Here is an 18018-nt window from a genome sequence, read left to right on the forward strand (position 1 = left end):
TTTGCTGTGCAAAACCACCTCCCCCTGGATCAGGGGGAGGGGATCGTACTTCGATGGATCATATGTGTATAGAAGAAGGAAGTTATCCCCTCCTTCCCAAGGAGGGGCGGCCAGAGGCCCGGGTGGTTCGTCCAATCTTCAACGTCTTGTCAATAATCCTACGTTCACCTTCCCCTGATCCAGGGGAAGGTGGCTGGCCTTTGGCCAGAAAGAAGGGGTTGCCAAATACTTTAACGTCTTATCACTAGAACAATATTCTCCTTCCCCTGCCAGGGAGGGCCGAGCGAGAGGAAAAGGCCGGGGTGGTTCGCTAAAAACTCCAACGTCTTATTACCAATTTCACGATCACCTTCCCCTCCCAGGGGAAGGTGGCAGCGCTTTCAGCGCTGTCGGAAGGGGTATTTGATGCATCAACGTTTCTTAATACCATTATGATTGATTTGTGAGTTGGAGTCTTCGTAACTTGGTAACCGCATCACAGCATCACAGCATCACAGCATCACAGCATCACAGCATCACTGTATCACAGTATCTCCTACCGCTTATTTTTCTTACTTTAGAGGTCCAATGATTGACCCATGAATACTTCATTTTCCCTCTACATTACCTTATTCTTCTGTATAACAACAGCGCTGGGACAACATTCTCTGGAAAATGATATGAATATTACTCCGGTCACTATCTATGAAGATCCTTCACTTAAGGAGATTCATGAGCGGGTAAATGCCATTATGGAAGAGGCGATCAGCAATAAGGCCTTCCCGGGAGCCCAGTTCATGGTAGTAAAAAGGGGACAGCTGGTGTTCCATGAAACTTATGGATACCACAGCTATGATCGTATTACCAGGGTAGACAGAAATGACTTGTATGACCTGGCTTCGGTAACTAAGATCGCTGCAGCCTTACCGGCGATCATGAAATTGGTAGATGAAGGTAAATTGGATCTTGACACTCCGTTTAGTGCTTATTGGCCATCCTGGAAGGATCATCCGGAAAAGGCAGCACTAAACTTAAGAGAAATTCTCTCTCATCAGGCGGGACTTCATCCCTATATTGTCTTTGTCAATGAACTTAGAGACAAAAAGGGGAAGTTTAAAAGACGATATATTCATAGCCGATATAGCAAAAGCCATCCCATCAAAATAACCGATGATATGTATGTCTCCAGGAAATTCAGGAAGGAGATGTATAAGACCATCGATAATTCTGTAGTAAAGCCTGAGAAAATATATAGATACTCCGGGTTATCATTTTTATTATTCCCAAAGATCATTGAAGACCTGACAGGGATACCGTACCATACATATATCCGCAAAGAGATCTACGAGCCTATAAAGGCTCATTCTTTAATGTTTAATCCAGAAGGATGGTATCCGGAAAATATGATCGTGCCCACAGAAAGGGATACTATTTTTCGAAATATACAGGTTAAAGGTGTTGTTCATGATGAGAATGCTGCACTAATGGGAGGTATTTCGGGAAATGCCGGGTTGTTTGGTACGGCAGAAGACTTAGCACGTCTCATGCACATGTATCTTCAGGAAGGCAAGTTCAGGGGCGAGCAGATCCTTAGCAGGGAGACTGTCAGGGAATTCACAAAGGTGCAATACCCTGAAAATGGTAATCGACGCGGACTCGGGTTCGATAAGCCTTTACTGGATAATAAAAGCAGGTCGTTAACCGAGGCATATCCGGCTCCTGCCGCAAGTATGGAGAGTTTTGGGCATTCCGGCTTTACCGGGACTTTTGTTTGGGCAGATCCTCAGGGCGATTGGGTTTTCGTATTTCTTTCTAACCGGGTGTATCCGTCCCGAAGTCACCAGGAAATTTATGCAATGGATATCAGAGAGCGGTTAATGCAACTGTTCTACGAGTACGATCAGGAATAAGAACTCTATTTTATTTCGTTTTTCGTCTGTTCACAGGTGCGGTCTCTTTGTTGTAAGGGCTTATGTCATAAGGTATACTTCGAAGGTATCCAACTACCTATTCTATTTTTTGCTGTTAAATTTGGATATAATATAGATTATTTTCTATATTGTGGATTCCCTTAGTCAAAAAACCGGGAAGGATTGATTAATAGCAGCCTAATATTAATCCTTTGATCCATGGTTAGACCTTTACTTTCATTCATACTTTTCTTGTGGAACACATGCGCTTTTTACGCCATGATCATGGAACATGACCTTGACGCGATCAACGATCCACGGGATAGTAGCCTTGTACAAAGCACCAAAGGATCGCCACCTATACCCGTTATCCCCAACAAGACACAACAGTTCTATTCATTCGAAGAAGTTAGCGCGTTTGACTTCGGTACTCCCGTAGGTACAGCAGCCCAACCGCTGGCCGAGTTTACTACTGAATACCTTAACCGTGTACTGCACACTGATCGCGCGACCGATTCGATCATTGCTGTAGCCAAAGAGATCTTTAACGAAATTCACGAGCACAGGCGGTTTTTGGATATTCTATCGGGCAGGGAGGTTATGAGCTTTCCGGTGGGTATTAGAAAACAATTCTCTCAAAATTCAGCGCTCACCGTAGGCGTCATGAACGCCCGATTTCATGGGCAGTATGCAGAAGTAGACCTGTTTGCTCGTCTGGAACTTTCGGAACTCAATGCCGATCTTTTCTTCGCTGCCGCAAATGTCAAACTATCTCATAAGGGAGGTATCTATGAACAGGCCAGGCTACACCTGGTAAAAGACATCCCCGTGATCCAGGAAGGGGGGCAATGGTTATTGACATTTATGGGGGGATTACGCCGAAATGGAGCTCCAGCGGAAGAAAGTTATATGGTGATCGACTGTGAAGGAAACGTTCAAGAGCTATCCCTGGCGGCAGACATACGGCTTTCAAAACAAATCGCCGTACCTCTGAAAAAAAATGGAGAATACGCTTACCCTGATCAATTAAGTCCGTCAAATGGTAGTAATCCGGTTAACAATAAGAGTTATGTGGGGGCTCAGTTTATGGTCCAGGCAAATACGGCCGGCGACTTTATTTTTAATTTGAACCTTCCACTTTTTGAATTTCGCGGACTTAAAGGTTGGGGGTTTCAGTTTAAGGATTGTACCCTTGATCTAAGTGATACCCGTAACATCCCCAGGTTACGGTTTCCCCCGTCGTATACAGAGAATGGATATTTGATACGCGGTCAGCGTGAACTCTGGAGGGGATTTTATGCTTCTGAAGTGGCGGTTATGTTGCCCAGGGAATTTCGGGTTTCAGATACCGACGATCGCATTATTATTGGAGCAAATGATTTTATTATTGACAACCATGGCGTTTCCGGAGATTTCTTTGCAGAGAACGTGATCACTCTGGATAAAGGTACTGCCGGGGGATGGAGATTCTCTGTTGACAGGATCCGGGCGGCCATCGCAGCTAATACTTTTACAGGGGCCGGTTTTTCAGGGAGCATCATTTTACCGGTAAGTAGCGGGAAAGCTAAGAATGCGTTGCCTTATGAAGCCTTTATTTCTCCCCATAATGAATATCTCTTGGATGTAGGTGTTGATAAGGACATCAATTTTGATGTCTTTCGCGCAAGGGCAAAGCTTTTCAAGGGATCATTCGTGCGTATGGAGGTAGCGAACTCTAAATTCTTTCCTCAGGCTCACCTTACCGGGGTGATGGATCTTGACGGAAATACTTCTGCCACCCTTGATACGATCTCGGCTAGTGATGTGAAAAAAACGGGTATGGAAAAGCTCGATCTCCAGGGACTGCAGTTTCAGAATCTCAGGCTTAATACCAAAGCACCTCCCTACCTGGAAGTCGATTATCTCGCACTCCGCGATACAGTTAGAAGTCCATCGTTCTTCGGTTTCGAACTGGGCGTGCACGATGTTTACCTTCAGGTGCCTGATGAGCATTCTGCCGTTCTCGGTTTCAATACTTTTGTTAACCTCGATGATTCCGGGATCAAAGGAGATGTAGGCTTACGTATCACAGCCTCCTTAACTCAGGGTGATCTGATGCGCTGGAATCACGATAGCTTTTTGGTAGATTCTGTCGCTGTTTCCGTCCGTCGTAAAGACTTTGAACTTGAAGGGAGTTTGTATTTTACCGATACCCATGAGCAATACGGAGATGCACTTAGCGGACAAATGCGTTTGTATTCTGAGTCGCTGGATATCCAAGTGGGTGCAAGGGCCATGTTCGGCAAGAGCAATGGATTAAAATACTGGTATGTTGATGCCTATGGAGCACCGAAGGCTACAGGGAACCAGCCTTTTAAGATCTACAGTATCAGCGGCGGACTATTCCATCATATGAAAAAGGCAGGGTATGATCGTATGGGAACTAATCCGTCGGGAATTCTCTATGAACCAGATGCCGCAACCTCGCTTGGATTTAAGGCGATGGCAGCTTTTGAGGTGAAAAAGGCCGTGACCTTTTCCGGGCTTACCGGTATAGAGATGAGTTTTAACAAGGCTTCCCAGGGTGGAGGAATTCGCAGGATAGGATTCTATGGAGCAGCGTCCCTGATGAATGCCATCGATAATGCTTCAGGACAACCACATACGCTTGGTGATCTTCGGGAGGTTCAGGAAATGCAATCCAACAGGGAGACGCAATTGGCATCATTTCATGAGCTTTCTATTGATCAACAAGGCATACGGTATTTCGCAACAGAGGTTTTTCCTGATCTCCTTACCGGGAAGGAGCTCTTTGCGGCGCAAGTGGCTATAGACTACGATCTTGTTAATAAGGTATATTGGGGCCTCTTCGATGCCTTTCTCGATCTTGGAGGCATCAGGGGTGATGGCGAAAAGAATCGATTGGGTTATGTGGAATTCTACAGTGCTCCAGACAACTGGTATGTTTATGCCGGGACCCCCGATCGGCGATTTGGGGTAAGAGATATTCCCGTAGGTCCTTTCCGGGCCAGGGCCAACCTCTATTATATGACTGGTACCCAACTCCCTCCTCCAGCGAGTCCGCCACCACATATTGCCGATATGCTCAACCTTCAAGGAACTGACCTCGAATTGAACAGGAGCTATACTCAAAACCTTGCAGAGGGTAAGGGGTATGCTTTTGGAGCTTCTTTTGCGCTGGGAGTGGGCTTTGACTGGGGGCTTGTCTATGCCAATGTTGAAGCCGGTGTTGGTTTTGACCTGATGATGAAGAATTTTGGCAATACGGCCTGCAGGGGCGACTCGGGACCAATTGGCATGAATGGCTGGTACGCGAGTGGTCAGGCCTATGCCTATTTGCAAGGAGCCATTGGTGTGCGGATCGATGTATTCTTTATGAATATGGATATCCCTGTGCTCAGAGGTGGAATGGCTTTACTGGCACAGGCCGAGCTTCCTAATCCGTGGTTCATAAAGGGCTATGCCGGCCTTGAACTTCAGGTTTTAGGACATATACGAATTAAAACCAGGGTCAAAGTGGTTATCGGGGAACCCTGTGAACTCACCGAAAAGCAGGCCCTGGAAGGGATTACCATGATCTCTGATGTAACCCCCCGGGAGGACGGGACCGATGTTAATGTTTTCGAGACCGTTAATGTCGCTTTGAACATACCCGAAGGAGAACTGTTAAGGGTAGAGACCCTTTCCGGGAAAAAATATTACAAGGCGCTCTTAGATACCCTGGTGGTTTATAACGATAAGAAAAAACTTGACGGCAAACTCTCTTGGAATCAGGACAGAGACCTGCTCACATGGAGTGGTAACGACATATTGCCGGAACGGACGGAGCTGCTGGTATGGGTCAAGCTCAATTTTATGGAATATGCGAACGGGGTATGGCAACCGGTTTACAAGGATGGGGTAGAGGTTTATGAAGAGCGAAAGATCACTTTTAAAACCGGCGATGCGCCATCGTCCATTCCCTTTGCTAATATTGCGACCATGTACCCGGCCGTCGATCAGCAATATGTGCTTACCGGGGAGTTTGAAAAGGGATATATACAATTAAAAAAGGGACAGGATTACCTCTTTAATGATGGCCTGGACAACCGACTGATCTTTGTTTCTGAAACAGGAGGTCGTCTTGGGTCGGATCTCACCTATGATAAGACCAATAACCTGTTGCGTTTCGATCTCCCCGATCTTCAGGGGGAGACCCGGTATACCTTCAAATGGATCGCCGGGGCTTTGAAACAGGGAAGTAGTAAAGGGGCTTCGGTATATGAAACCTCCGGTGATGCACTCGAGGTATCTGCCAATAAGATCCAGAGTTCAGTCAGTAACGACGCCGTATTTACCCGTCTTGAATTCTCCTTTACTTCCAGCAGGTATGCCACCTTTAAGGAAAAAGTACGGGCACAGGAGATTGCCGGGCATTCCCTCTTTACTGATGGCGAACACGACGTAGCGGGATTCGTGATCAATACCAGGGAGGCAGAACCTTGGGATATCCACGACCTGGCTCCAGCAAGGTACAATGGAGGAAAACCTTTGATCAGGGTCGCTGCCCATATGACCGATGATTATTACGAGAAGGAGATCGCCCCTTTACTGTATGACCGGTATCCGCTGGAAGGCCATATCCGTTTCAGTCGCGATACTACCGTATATGGTTTTGTGCCGGTACGGGCGGTGCTTCCTTCTGCGATCTACACCAGCCTGGCAAGGTCTGCAAAAGATCATTCTTTTCTCAGAAGTCAGTTTCCGTTTCAGTGGAGGCTGGCCCGCACCTATAAGGAAGACTTCACCGATCTGCAGCAGCAGTTGGTGGCGCGATATCTTAATGGTCCGGCCGTGGATCGGGAGATGTTTGAAAAGTATAAATACCTGATCAATGGGGTGTTCCCCTATGTGAACACGGAAAAGTACAAGGTTTATTTTAGTTACATCCTGCCTTACAGAACAACAGGGAACAGGGTGAGAGTAGATTATCTAAATACATTCTAATGAAAAAGGAGGTTTGTTTTATTATGGCTTTTTTGTTGTGTTCGTTAGGTGTGGTTTTTGCCCGAGAGCATACGGCCAATGACACCTTAATGGTCAAGGTATATGTAGCCAACGATCATATTAAACTTCGATGGGCTCCGGGAAACCGGTACTTGTGGGAAGATGGATTGCAATACGGGTACCGGTTGATCCGAAAGACCATTACGCGTAATGGGGAGTTGCTGGAAGTGCCGGAGGTATTGGTGCTGAAAGAACGCATTCTTCCCACTTCCGAAGAACAGTGGAAAAAAGCCATGACCACCGATGCGATGGTGGCGGTTGTTGCTCAGGCCATTCATGGTCAAAGCTTCCTGACTTCCGGAGGAGGTGGTTTGGGTACTGCGGCCCAGGTGATCATGGAAACCGATGAGCTTACCAAAAGGTATGCCTTCTCCCTTTATGCTTGCGATATGAGCTTTACCGCAGCAGAATTGGCAGGACTTGCGTTTACAGATCATGCGGTAGATCCAAATGAAGGGTATCTTTATCAATTGCAACAACATACCCCTGATCATAAGGTGGGAGTTTCAGGGATGCGATTTGTCAATGCTTCAGAAAGAACCGTATTACCTGTGCCTCAGCCGCCTGCTGCCATAGCCATTGATAGTACGATCAGACTTTCCTGGAATTACACCAGTCTGGCGAAAACCTATACCGCCTATGTTATCGAGAGATCACAAGATGGTATTAACTATCGTCCTCCTGGCACTACCCCTGTAACGGCTCTTTCGATGGACGCTTCCGGAAATATCACCTATTCTGATACGCCCGAAGCCTTTGGTTTATACCGGTACCGTTTGAGGGGGGTCAATGTGTTTGGGATAACGGGGCCACCTTCGGAAGGGTTTGAAGTCGCTTTGAACCCTCCTTTTACTACCCGTGCCAGGATCGTTGGTCATGAGTCTTATGATGGTGGTGAGATCTCCCTCTCCTGGAAGTTTGAAACACCTCCGACTACTGCATTAAAGGAACTGAAATTGTATGCTTCTTCCCATCCTCATGGAACATATAATGAGATACGATCCGGAATCGATAAAGACGCCGGGGCTATTCACTTCAAGCAAAAGGGTTCGGTAGCCTATTACAAATTACACACGGTAGATCAATATCAGCAAAGCCTGGAATCGCCGGCTTATTTTGTGCAGCTTCCCGATACTATACCGCCGGAAAATCCCGTAGGTCTTAAGGCTATCATAGGAGATGATTCGAGAATCAACCTGTCCTGGCAAGGCGTTGCGGCATCCGATCTGTTGGGGTATGATATTTATTTTGCTCCTTCAAAAGGCGCTGCATTCTCCAGATTGAATAAGGCTCCTATCGAATCTCCTGATTTTGTGTATGTCCTTCAGAAGAAGAACAGCTTGCAACATGCAAGATTTATGGTTCGGGCAGTTGATGAACGCTATAATCAATCGATCCCTTCTGATACCGTGACACTAAGTTTTGCCATTCCCCCGGTAGCTCCGGTGATCAATCATTACCAATATGAGCTAAGTAAGGGCTTGATATTGAGGTGGTCGGTCTATGAACAAGGAGACAATTCCCTATTGCGATTGTACAGGCAGGATAAGGAACTTGCCGCAGCAGGAAAATGGGAGTTGCTCACGGAAATCGACATTGCCCAGGCAACAACCTATACTGATTCCGGGATCCATGCGGGTAAAACCTATCGCTACATCATGACCGCTTTGAATACACACGGCCAGGAAAGTGCGCCATCGGAGGTATTCACCTTTACCGTTCCCGGGCCTCGTCCCGCAATAGATTACGGTCGGCTTACCCTAACAGCCAACAGGGAATACCGCGCCATTCGGTTGCATTGGAATTTTGACGTTCCTGGCCTTTTGGAAGTTCGCTTATACAGACGAAAGGGCGGAGAGAAACTCAGCTTATATAAGACCCTTAAGGGCGAGGCTAAAACCTTTACCGATACCGAAGTAGCTCCCAATAATGCGTACGGATACCTCCTCGTAGGCCTTTATCCCGGGGGAGAACGGAGATCGCTCGAGGAGGAAACAATAAACTTTTAATGAGCTATGAAGAAGCTATTATCACTTTTGCTTTTGGTGATCCCTTTGTTTGGATCGGCGCAGGATTATCGCGTTGTTAGTATCCCCATGGGATACCATTATTCCTTTAATGATGGCTATGCAGATGGGACAGGTACGTGTACGTCCTGCTGGACCTATGCCAACCGGACTCCCGGGTTATTGTTTACACAGAGCCTTGAAAGCTTAACGGAACAACATACTACGAATACCAAGGAACTACAGGTTTCTTTTTATGAATACAGAACAAAGAGCGTTAACAGCGGATTTACCCAGGAAAATTACTGCGGATTAGCGAAGTATAAAGATCAGGACGCTTTTACAAACATGCAGGTAGACTATTGTCAGGCGAGGGTGAGCAGAGAAGATGTCGTCCTGACACCGGGAGCCGTGGTAATTCTGGGGAACGCTCTCTCCCGGGACCTGTCTGATCCCGATCATCAGGGAGCATTAAGTGCAATGAAGGTCTGGATGTTACCCAATGTAACGCAATACGAGCAATCATTAGGGTTTTGTGAGACCCTGTTTCCCGTTCAGGGCACGGGTGTTGAGGGAGGGCATTGGGAGTACCTCCTCGATGAAGAAACTTCATGGAGTACATTAGATGGTCCCTATGCGAATCACTATCCGCTGGATATCACGCTCGAGACTCTGGATCAAAATACCTCGGCGAATCTCAGGGCAGCAGAATTCATCAAATTGAGGTTTGTGCTCAATGCCGAAGGGGGAGGGGAGTATGGCGGATTTCATACTTCTACCACCCAAAGCACTACGGAGGTTCCGGGAACCGGAACGGCCATATTAGGCCCTTATAATTTTACCGTCTACCGCTGTTCACCGGACCTCGCCGGTCCCGTAGTTCCAAAGGATATTTTTTGTAACGGAGAGCTGTCGGGAAGTTTCCGATTGGATTTTGCCCGATCTCTTAACGCGACCTACGACGAAAAAATGTTGCTCATGTTGTACAAGCAAATGGGCGAAGAGTTTGTGTTTATGGAAAGTAAAACACTTTTTTCTGCAGACCTTCCCGAGCAGTCTTATTCCTGGAGCAGAACTTTAGGAGTGGGGATCTACAAGGTGCGTTGGATGACGAAAGAAGGAGGGGATGACCCCGAAAGTATTCCCGATGCTTATAAGGAGAGTACCCCTTTTGTGATCGCAGAACCGGCATCCTTGCAGTTAGCCGCTGAGGGATCGGATGTATTGTGTAAAGGAGAGGCTGGGGGCTCTGTATCACTTACGGCAGCAGGGGGCGTATTGCCTTACGAGTTTTCTCTGGATGGAACGAACTGGACAACAGATCCGGTAATGAATAACCTGCTTGCAGGATCCTATACCATCATGGTGAGGGATGCTAATAATTGTGAAACGGCAACCACCATTACCCTGAATGAACCCACTTCGAATATTGAAGCCACACTTATGAAGGCATCAGATCCTACTGCCTTTGGGAAGAGCGATGGATCGATCAATGTTCTTGTTTCCGGGGGATCACCACCTTATACCTATGTATGGGAAAAGGAGGGTAAGTCCTTTTCAACAGAAGAAGACCTCAAAGACATCGCAGGGGGTACCTATACCTTCCAGGCAACCGACAGCAATGGATGCACGACAGCCCTTCAGCCCTTTACATTGACCGAACCGGAACCGCTGGGACTGCTCTTTATCGCAGAGACCGATTCACTGGCGTGTGCCGAAGAAACCACCAGATTGCGTATTCAGGGTACGGGCAGTGCTTCAGAATGGGATAATAGCTACACCTACTTGTGGGCTGATGGCGGGACCGATCCTTCGATCATTCAAGCCGGGAGCGGTGTTTACCAGGCAACTGTGTTCGATAAATACGGAAATAGCTTTACGGGTAGGTATGAGATCTATGCTCCAATACCCCTCGGGGTTTCGGCATCCAAAAGTGATGTTCGGTGTAAGGGGACAGCAACGGGAAGCATAGCATTGGAGATCAGTGGAGGTACTCCGCCATATAACGTCACCTGGGTGCAACTTGAAGACCCCGGATTTGAAGCCGGGGGTACCGTGCTTCACGAGCTACCTGCCGGAACCTATATCTATGAGGTGGTCGACGCCAATGGTTGTTCGCTAGCTAATGCGGTAGCCCCCATTCGCGTTGAAGAACCTGCCAGGGAGATCACGGTTGAGGATGTGATCGAAAAGCCTATTACTGCTTTTGGAGCTTCAGACGGGGCTATTGAGGTTATCGTTTCCGGGGGAACACCACCATATCAATATGAATGGATAGGCCCTGACGGATTTACTGCAAATACATCGGCGATCACCGGATTGAATGAAGGGGTGTATACCCTTATGGTCGTCGATGAAAATGCAGGTGATGAGCTCTTGCCCGGATGTGTTCTGATCGAAGAATTTGAGCTTATAGCTCCGGCACCCCTTACCGCTGCCGTCATTGAGATAGGGTCTATTGGATGTCATGCCTCCTCGGATGCGGTATTACAGGCTTCCGGTGCAGGAGGCGTATTGCCTTATCGGTATAGGTGGTTTAAGATAGACCAGGATGGAGAGGAGGTCGCCGTTGGAACCGGTGAGTTACTGGAACAAGCAGATGCAGGAAGTTATGTCCTGCAGGTTACAGATCATTATGGTAATACTTCCAGGTCACAGGTAACAGAGGTTATAGCTCCACCTGTATTGGAGATCACAGCCTTTGACGTGATGGATGTGACCTGTTCGGGGATGGATAATGGGGCGGTTACTTTGGAGATCGCGGGAGGGGTTCCCCCGTATGAAGTGCTATGGAGTCACGGCCAAGCGGGATCGGAAGTTTCAGATCTTGGCCCCGGAACCTATGAAGCCATCATTACCGATAAGAAAGGCTGTAGGATGTATCAGGAATTTACTATTGGGGTTAACAGTGACCTGTATGCGCAGGTCGTTGTTCTTCACGAACCAACCGGGGTGGATCGTAACGATGGTGAAGTAAGGGTAGAGATATCCGGAGGTACGCCTCCTTTCGAAGTTTTCGCCAATGGTAGTCTTGTGTATGAGGGTACCGAACCGGAGTATGTCATTGTATCACAGCAGCCGGGAACCTATCATTACGAGATCAGGGATTCAAGTGGTTGCTCTGTAGTCCATGAGCTTTCATTGGCACCTGAGAAACTGGTTCATGTTGAAGTGATCGCTCCTTCTTGTCCCGGCTCATGTGATGGAGCGGTAAATCTCTCGGTTAGTCAGGTTTTAGGGCCGGTTACGATGCTTTGGCCTGATGGAAACAGGGCCAATTCGCGAACCGATTTGTGTGCGGGGACCTATGCCTTAAATGTGCTTTTAGACGGACAAACGGTGGAGACGCATACCGTGGTGATCCCTGAACCGGAACTTCCTGATCCGAAGATCCCGGAAACTGTTTATTTATGTTCCGGAGCACATACCGTTCTCCGGGTACCGGATGTTATGCCCGGGGTTATTTATGAATGGTGGCAGGGCGATCAATATATAGCAGAAGATGCGGCGGTAACCTTGTACAATGAAGGCAAGTACGCTCTCAGGGTGATTAAAGATTCGTGTATTTTGGAATATCCTTTTGAGGTGGTGTTTACAGGGGAGGTGCAGATACCGGAGTTTGTCATGGCTACCGATGTGCTCACCGGAGAAGAGGTATTGGCTATAGACGTGACCATGCCAGTTCCGGAGGAGGTAGCATGGGATTTACCCGAGGAGGCTATTATTACCGGTCGAACCGCAGACGGTATTTCTTTTTACTTTGAGGATCCGGGCGAATACGAGATAGGGATGCGTGTCACCAATGGGGAGTGCAGCAGTACGGTGGTCAAGACCTTACGGGTGATCGACCCTGAACCCGGAACGAATACAGACCTGGGAATTTCCGGGATATGGACATCGGTTCCAAAGATCTATCCCAATCCTGTAGCGTCCTATTTTAACCTTGAAGTAGAACTACAGGAAGCGGGAAGTCTGAGCGTTAAGGTGTACAGCCTGGCGAACAATCAAATGATCTCCCAGGTGGCCGATATGGGAAAAAGGAGCTACCAAAAACAGATCGAAGTGTCCGGGGCACCTCCCGGCATGTATGCAGTGCTTATCGAAACTGATCTGGGGAGCCGGGTGTATAAGGTGGTGAAGTCCTAGACTTTACTTGCGGATGATAGGATAGGATGAACTGCATAGATCAAAAACACCTCTTAAAAACCGGAGTTCCGGTTAAAAGAGGTGTTCTGTATTTTCTACGCTTTTAGAAAAGGCTAAAAGTCGAAATTGTTGTGTTTGAAATACCCACTCGCATCGCTCGATATGGTCTCGATGATCTCAGATACATCGAAGTGTTCTTTTTGATCTTTGATCACCATTTGCAGGTAGTCATTGTAAGTACTCATATTATCAAACTTTGACATCATAGCTGAGACCAAATTGAGGTTTCCGGCCTGTCTTTCCTGATAGAAGGTAAGATGACTTAATTCGGCAGGTAGCTCAGGTAGGTTGATGGTGGTCATTTCCTGGGAAGGAAAGATAACCGACATATAATAAAAGTCCTGAGAAGACGGCACAAAGTAAAGTCTTCCTACCGGAGTTTCATTCCCTGTAACAGACACATCGATACTACTACCCATTTTGTTTGTAGTTATAGCCCAGCCTGGAAGGGTATACTCGGCCTGAGGTAATCCCGGTCTCACAGAAAGGTAATTTTCCAGCTGGAGTTCATTTCTGAAATGACTAAAAATGGAGCTGTAATAATAACCAAATCCGCCTCCAAAGATGGATTCCGTAGTATTGGAGAACAGGGTATGGTAGTTACCGTTGTCATAGTCGCTCTGGGATTGGTATCCGTAAAGAGTGAGTCGTCTGTTCAGCATAGGAGGATTACCAGTAACGGTATAATCTGCTAAAACAACATTCTCGGTACTTAGGTCTGCACGGTCCAGAGGAGTATTATTTGGAGTTGTGGATGGCAACAGTGCATAGGCGTATGGCACACCGTCCAGATTATCTGAATAAAAGTAATAATCGGAGTAATTGTAATCATCAATATGGTCTACAACCCCTATGGTTTGAGGTGTTTCCCATGGGTAGTGATTACCGTAATATCCGTTTCCACTTGCTGTGACGGTTTCGTTGGTGCCAAATCCGGTAGCCAGGAGGGTGATATTGTTGGAATAAATAACCTCTCTCGGCTGGAAGTTCATTTCTGTAAAGTTAGTCCTGTTGATCTTTTGGATATTGGTTGCCCGAACCCTGTCATTCTTCTCGGCAGCGATAAAGGAGATCTGATAGTCCTTGTCTAACGGGAACTCACCGGGCGCATAGATCACGATCTCGGTTTCTCCCATGGAAACTGAGTGAGAGAGGATCGGACTTCCGTCCATTTCTGAGGCCACGATCCAGAAGGATTCCCAGAAGGAGTGAAGGAATCCTTCACCGATGGTCACAGTAACTAGTTTTCTGCGTACCTCAGTATTTACGGTGATCTCGCTTTGATTACCGGCTTTATCAACGGCCCATAAAGATACGGTTCCCTGACCCACCGGGAAGTTCTCCGGGTTAAGATCATAGGTGAACGTCCCTGAGTATTTTTCGTTAACGACGATAGAATCGTTGAACTTTAGTCGGATACTGTCGATACCAGAAGTGGCATCTTCCAGTATTGGCTCGAGAATCATTGGTTTATCGAGGATCTGGTTTTCGCTGAGATGGGTGAAGGCCAACTCCGGAGCTGTGTTGTCAATGATAAAATCGATCATTTTTTCGGCACTATTGGCAGCGCGGTCCTTGGCGTTTATTGTAAGGTTATGTTGGCCGTCCTGAAGGGTGTTGGTATCCAGCGTATAAGCGTAATAGGAGGTGTCTTTAACCAATTCTACAGGAGTCTCTGCGATCCTGAGTTCTACGAGTTCCAGCGCATCATTTTCGGTCACTTCAAAACCAAACTCTTTACCGGTACCTCGCATAATACTATCGGTAGCAATGGTTAGTCCGGAGATCACCGGTTTGATATTGTCTACATAGGCTTGTTGAACGATCGAATCGGTATTGGCCACCATATCGAAAACCTTGATCTTTATAGCTACGAGGGTGTCTGTTTTCTTTGCGATCCCTGATTTAGCCTGAATTGCGCTCAGGTCTAATGCGATCTCATAGGGCGCCACACTGTCTTCTTGGGCGAGTACATTGTTTACAAAGACCTCTACCCGTGCAACTCCTACACCATCCTGAGCATCGAGGTCCAGACCAGTCATACTGGTTATAACAGGTATTACCGTATCCTGGTCTTGCATGTTGTAGGTTTTTAAGGCCTCAGGATCTGATCCGGTGGTAATGGCTTTAATGGCTACAGAAGGGTCAGTATTGTCTGCCGTGAAGGACAATTGATAGGTGGCTTCATTGGCTGCAATATCTACTGCAGAAATGGTTAATTGATGAAGGCCATCAGTAAATTCCAGGGTATTCAGGTTGAGTTCGTATCCACTGCTGTCTGACGCCACTACCGGAATGTCGATATCGCCTACTTTCGCGGTAACGGCTTCAAGTCCTTCATTATCGTTTACCAGGAAGCTCACGGGGTTGGTATCACCTTTTATATAGAGACCGTCTTCCATAGAAACCTGTGCGATCACCGGCATTTCGCCATCGACGATCACCTGTTTTTCTACAGAGGACTGATTCCCGGAAAAGTCAGTAGCAGTGACCGTTAGGGTATACTGGGTTTCACTTTTGCTAAGGACTATACCTTTTGTCTGTATTTGGCTGAAGTCGACTGTAATTCTAAAGGGTGCGGTTTTATCTTCCCCGGCTTTTTCTCCGTCAACAAAGGCTTCCACCTTTTCTACACCTTTTGCATCCTCTGCGCTGATCTCAATAACGATCACATTGGGTACCACTACTGAGGTTGTATCTGACGGAGACCCTTCTCCTGATGTACCGTTATCACCAGGAAGACCGGCGATCTCGAACATCACCTCAGGAGCGATAGTATCCGGCTCCTCAACAGGTTCTTTGGATTCATCTTTAGAGCATCCCAGGATAAGGGCAAAGGTCAGGAGGATCGATAGTAAGCTAAGTCGTTTCATTTGTAGTAAATTTCCGATGAAAATAAGAAATGACTAACGATTTCCATACTGTTTTTGTAGGAATTTTATTCAGTAATTATACACGATGCTCCCTTAGGTTTTGGGAAATCCATTCTAACATGAATGACGATTCATGCGGAACTAAAATGCATGCATCCTCCCTAATCGAAAATAAGAGTCGTAAGTCTTTAAAAATCAATGGGTAATGTATCCTGTTCTTATTTTTAACCATGGGGCAAACGTTATATGAAGAGAAGTTAAATGCACTCACCCATGGTCTTGGGGTGGCGCTATCGATCATTGGCTTGATCGTACTTATTTATTTTGATAGCGGCAGAACCAGTTATTCTACCTTTAGCATTGTGGTTTACGGCCTCTCTGCTCTGATCCTTTTCTCTGCTTCCACCTTATATCACTCTGCCAGAAGGCCAAGAGTAAAGAATTTGTTCCGCCTCCTGGATCATATCGCTATATACTTTCTCATTGCCGGCACGTATACGCCCATGGCGCTTATATCTATGGAAGAAGGATCCGGGTGGACCATATTTACGGCGGTATGGGTCATTGCGCTTATCGGAAGTGTATTTAAGATCTTCTTTTTGGGAAAATACGAACGACTTTCTTTGATGTTCTACCTGTTCATGGGCTGGTTGGTGTTGTTTGATCTAAAGGGGCTTTTTGAAAGTGTTTCCACACCTGCACTCGTCCTGCTTTTAGTGGGTGGGGCATTTTACACCATTGGTACGATCTTCTATTCCGCAAAAAAAATGCCATATCATCATGTGATATGGCATCTGTTCGTTTTAGGCGGGGCTATTAGTCACTACTTTATGGTGCTTGTTGAAGTCTAAGGGGGTATCCCATGGGATTACGAAATACTTATGCTTTGATCACTTCCTTAAAATCTTCGAAGAACTCTTCAAATTTCCCCATTTTTTCCACAAAGAATTCCATGGTTTCCTGCCAGGTGTTCTTGTTGTGAATACTTACCCCTTCTTTAAGGATAAAGATCCGCGAGATCTCCTTGCCATTTTCCAGAAAATAGATGTCTTCATATACCGCTTCCGGCAGGTAACTTTCTTTGAGTACCTTTTCCAGCGACTGCATCTTTTCGTAGTATTTGATGCGCTGCTCGAGGTCCTGGTCTTCAATATCCAGTACCACCATGGCCTTTTTGGTGTCGAAGTAGAACTTAAAGGAGAAGTCTTTGATCCCGGTATTGTAGAGGGTCCACTTTCGGGGAAACGATTTACCGAATGCGATCCAGAATTCCTGACGTATCTTCTTTGATTCTTCTCTGCTAAACATATTACATGATAAATGCTATGGCGATACCCAGGACGATCACCATGAGTTTGTTGATATTGAATTTGTGTTCCTCTGAACTCTCAAAAAGGATCACCGTAGAGATATGAAGAAAGATCCCAACCACCAGGGCCAGAAGTTCATTATACCATGGTCTTAGGAATTCAGAATTACTCCCTACAAAGGTACCCAGTGGAGTCATCATTGCAAATAATAAAAGGAACAAGATGGTTTTCCATCTGCTGATGTTGGAATTTACGAAGAATGCGCTCATAATAATGGCAACCGGTAGTTTGTGCACTACGATACCATAGACCAGGTGGTCGTGTCCTGAGATCGGGAAGCCTTCGAGAAAGGCATGGAGGCTAAGACTCAGGAATAGCGGTATCGGAAATCGGTTAAGTTCTTTGTCGATATGCATATGTCCGTGTTCTGCCCCCTTAGAAAAGAATTCAAGAAAGATCTGTAACAGGATCCCGGCCATGATCAGAAGTCCGAGAATTTTATCGTCACTGTGGTCGTGACCGTGACCGCCGAAGATCTCGGGCAAGAGTTCAAAAACCGTTACCGATAGCAAGAAAGCACCACTAAAGGCCAGAAAGAGCTTAAGGAACTTCCGGTTAGTGAGTTTAAAGACCAAGACAACGAGGTAGCCGATTACTACGGCCAGAACAGGGAGTATGTAATTCATCT

General features: G+C 46.6%; 8 protein-coding genes. 5 read left to right on the forward strand and 3 right to left on the reverse strand.

Annotation, left to right across the window (positions count from 1 at the left end; all coding sequences use genetic code 11):
- The first annotated feature begins 578 nt into the window (after positions 1-578).
- The 4 genes from IS446_RS04690 (at position 579) to IS446_RS04705 (ending at position 13087) form a co-directional block, all read left to right on the forward strand.
- Positions 579-1889: a serine hydrolase domain-containing protein gene (locus tag IS446_RS04690; protein ID WP_203058852.1), complete on the forward strand. Its 1311-nt coding sequence runs from the start codon at positions 579-581 to the stop codon at positions 1887-1889.
- Between the two features lie 219 nt (positions 1890-2108).
- Positions 2109-6875 carry a hypothetical protein gene (locus tag IS446_RS04695; RefSeq protein WP_203058853.1) on the forward strand — a complete coding sequence of 1589 codons (4767 nt, stop codon included), beginning with the start codon at positions 2109-2111 and terminating at the stop codon, positions 6873-6875.
- The gene (locus IS446_RS04700; protein ID WP_203058854.1) at positions 6875-8944 is read left to right on the forward strand and encodes a fibronectin type III domain-containing protein; all 2070 of its coding nucleotides are present in this window, start codon (positions 6875-6877) and stop codon (positions 8942-8944) included. Before IS446_RS04695 ends, IS446_RS04700 begins: the two co-directional genes overlap by 1 nt.
- Positions 8945-8950: 6 nt before the next feature.
- Positions 8951-13087, forward strand: coding sequence for a T9SS type A sorting domain-containing protein (locus IS446_RS04705; protein WP_203058855.1), 4137 nt, complete (start codon positions 8951-8953; stop codon positions 13085-13087).
- A 113-nt stretch (positions 13088-13200) separates the two neighbouring features.
- On the opposite strand, the gene IS446_RS04710 is transcribed toward IS446_RS04705, so the two are convergent.
- Positions 13201-16020, reverse strand: a complete 2820-nt coding sequence (locus tag IS446_RS04710; RefSeq protein WP_203058856.1) for an Ig-like domain-containing protein — start codon at positions 16018-16020, stop codon at positions 13201-13203.
- 230 nt (positions 16021-16250) lie between these two features.
- Between IS446_RS04710 and trhA the strand changes: the two genes are divergently transcribed.
- The gene (gene trhA / locus IS446_RS04715; protein ID WP_203058857.1) at positions 16251-16871 is read left to right on the forward strand and encodes a PAQR family membrane homeostasis protein TrhA; all 621 of its coding nucleotides are present in this window, start codon (positions 16251-16253) and stop codon (positions 16869-16871) included.
- A gap of 28 nt (positions 16872-16899) precedes the next feature.
- Here the strand turns inward: trhA and IS446_RS04720 are convergent, their stop codons facing one another.
- Positions 16900-17328, reverse strand: a complete 429-nt coding sequence (locus tag IS446_RS04720) for a DUF4268 domain-containing protein (RefSeq protein ID WP_203058858.1) — start codon at positions 17326-17328, stop codon at positions 16900-16902.
- Position 17329: 1 nt separating this feature from the next.
- Positions 17330-18016 (reverse strand): ZIP family metal transporter, encoded by a 687-nt coding sequence (locus tag IS446_RS04725; protein WP_203058859.1) that lies wholly within the window; start codon positions 18014-18016, stop codon positions 17330-17332.
- Between the last annotated feature and the right edge of the window lie 2 nt (positions 18017-18018).

This window comes from Robertkochia sediminum (assembly GCF_016786255.1).
Taxonomy (GTDB): Bacteria; Bacteroidota; Bacteroidia; order Flavobacteriales; family Flavobacteriaceae; genus Robertkochia; species Robertkochia sediminum.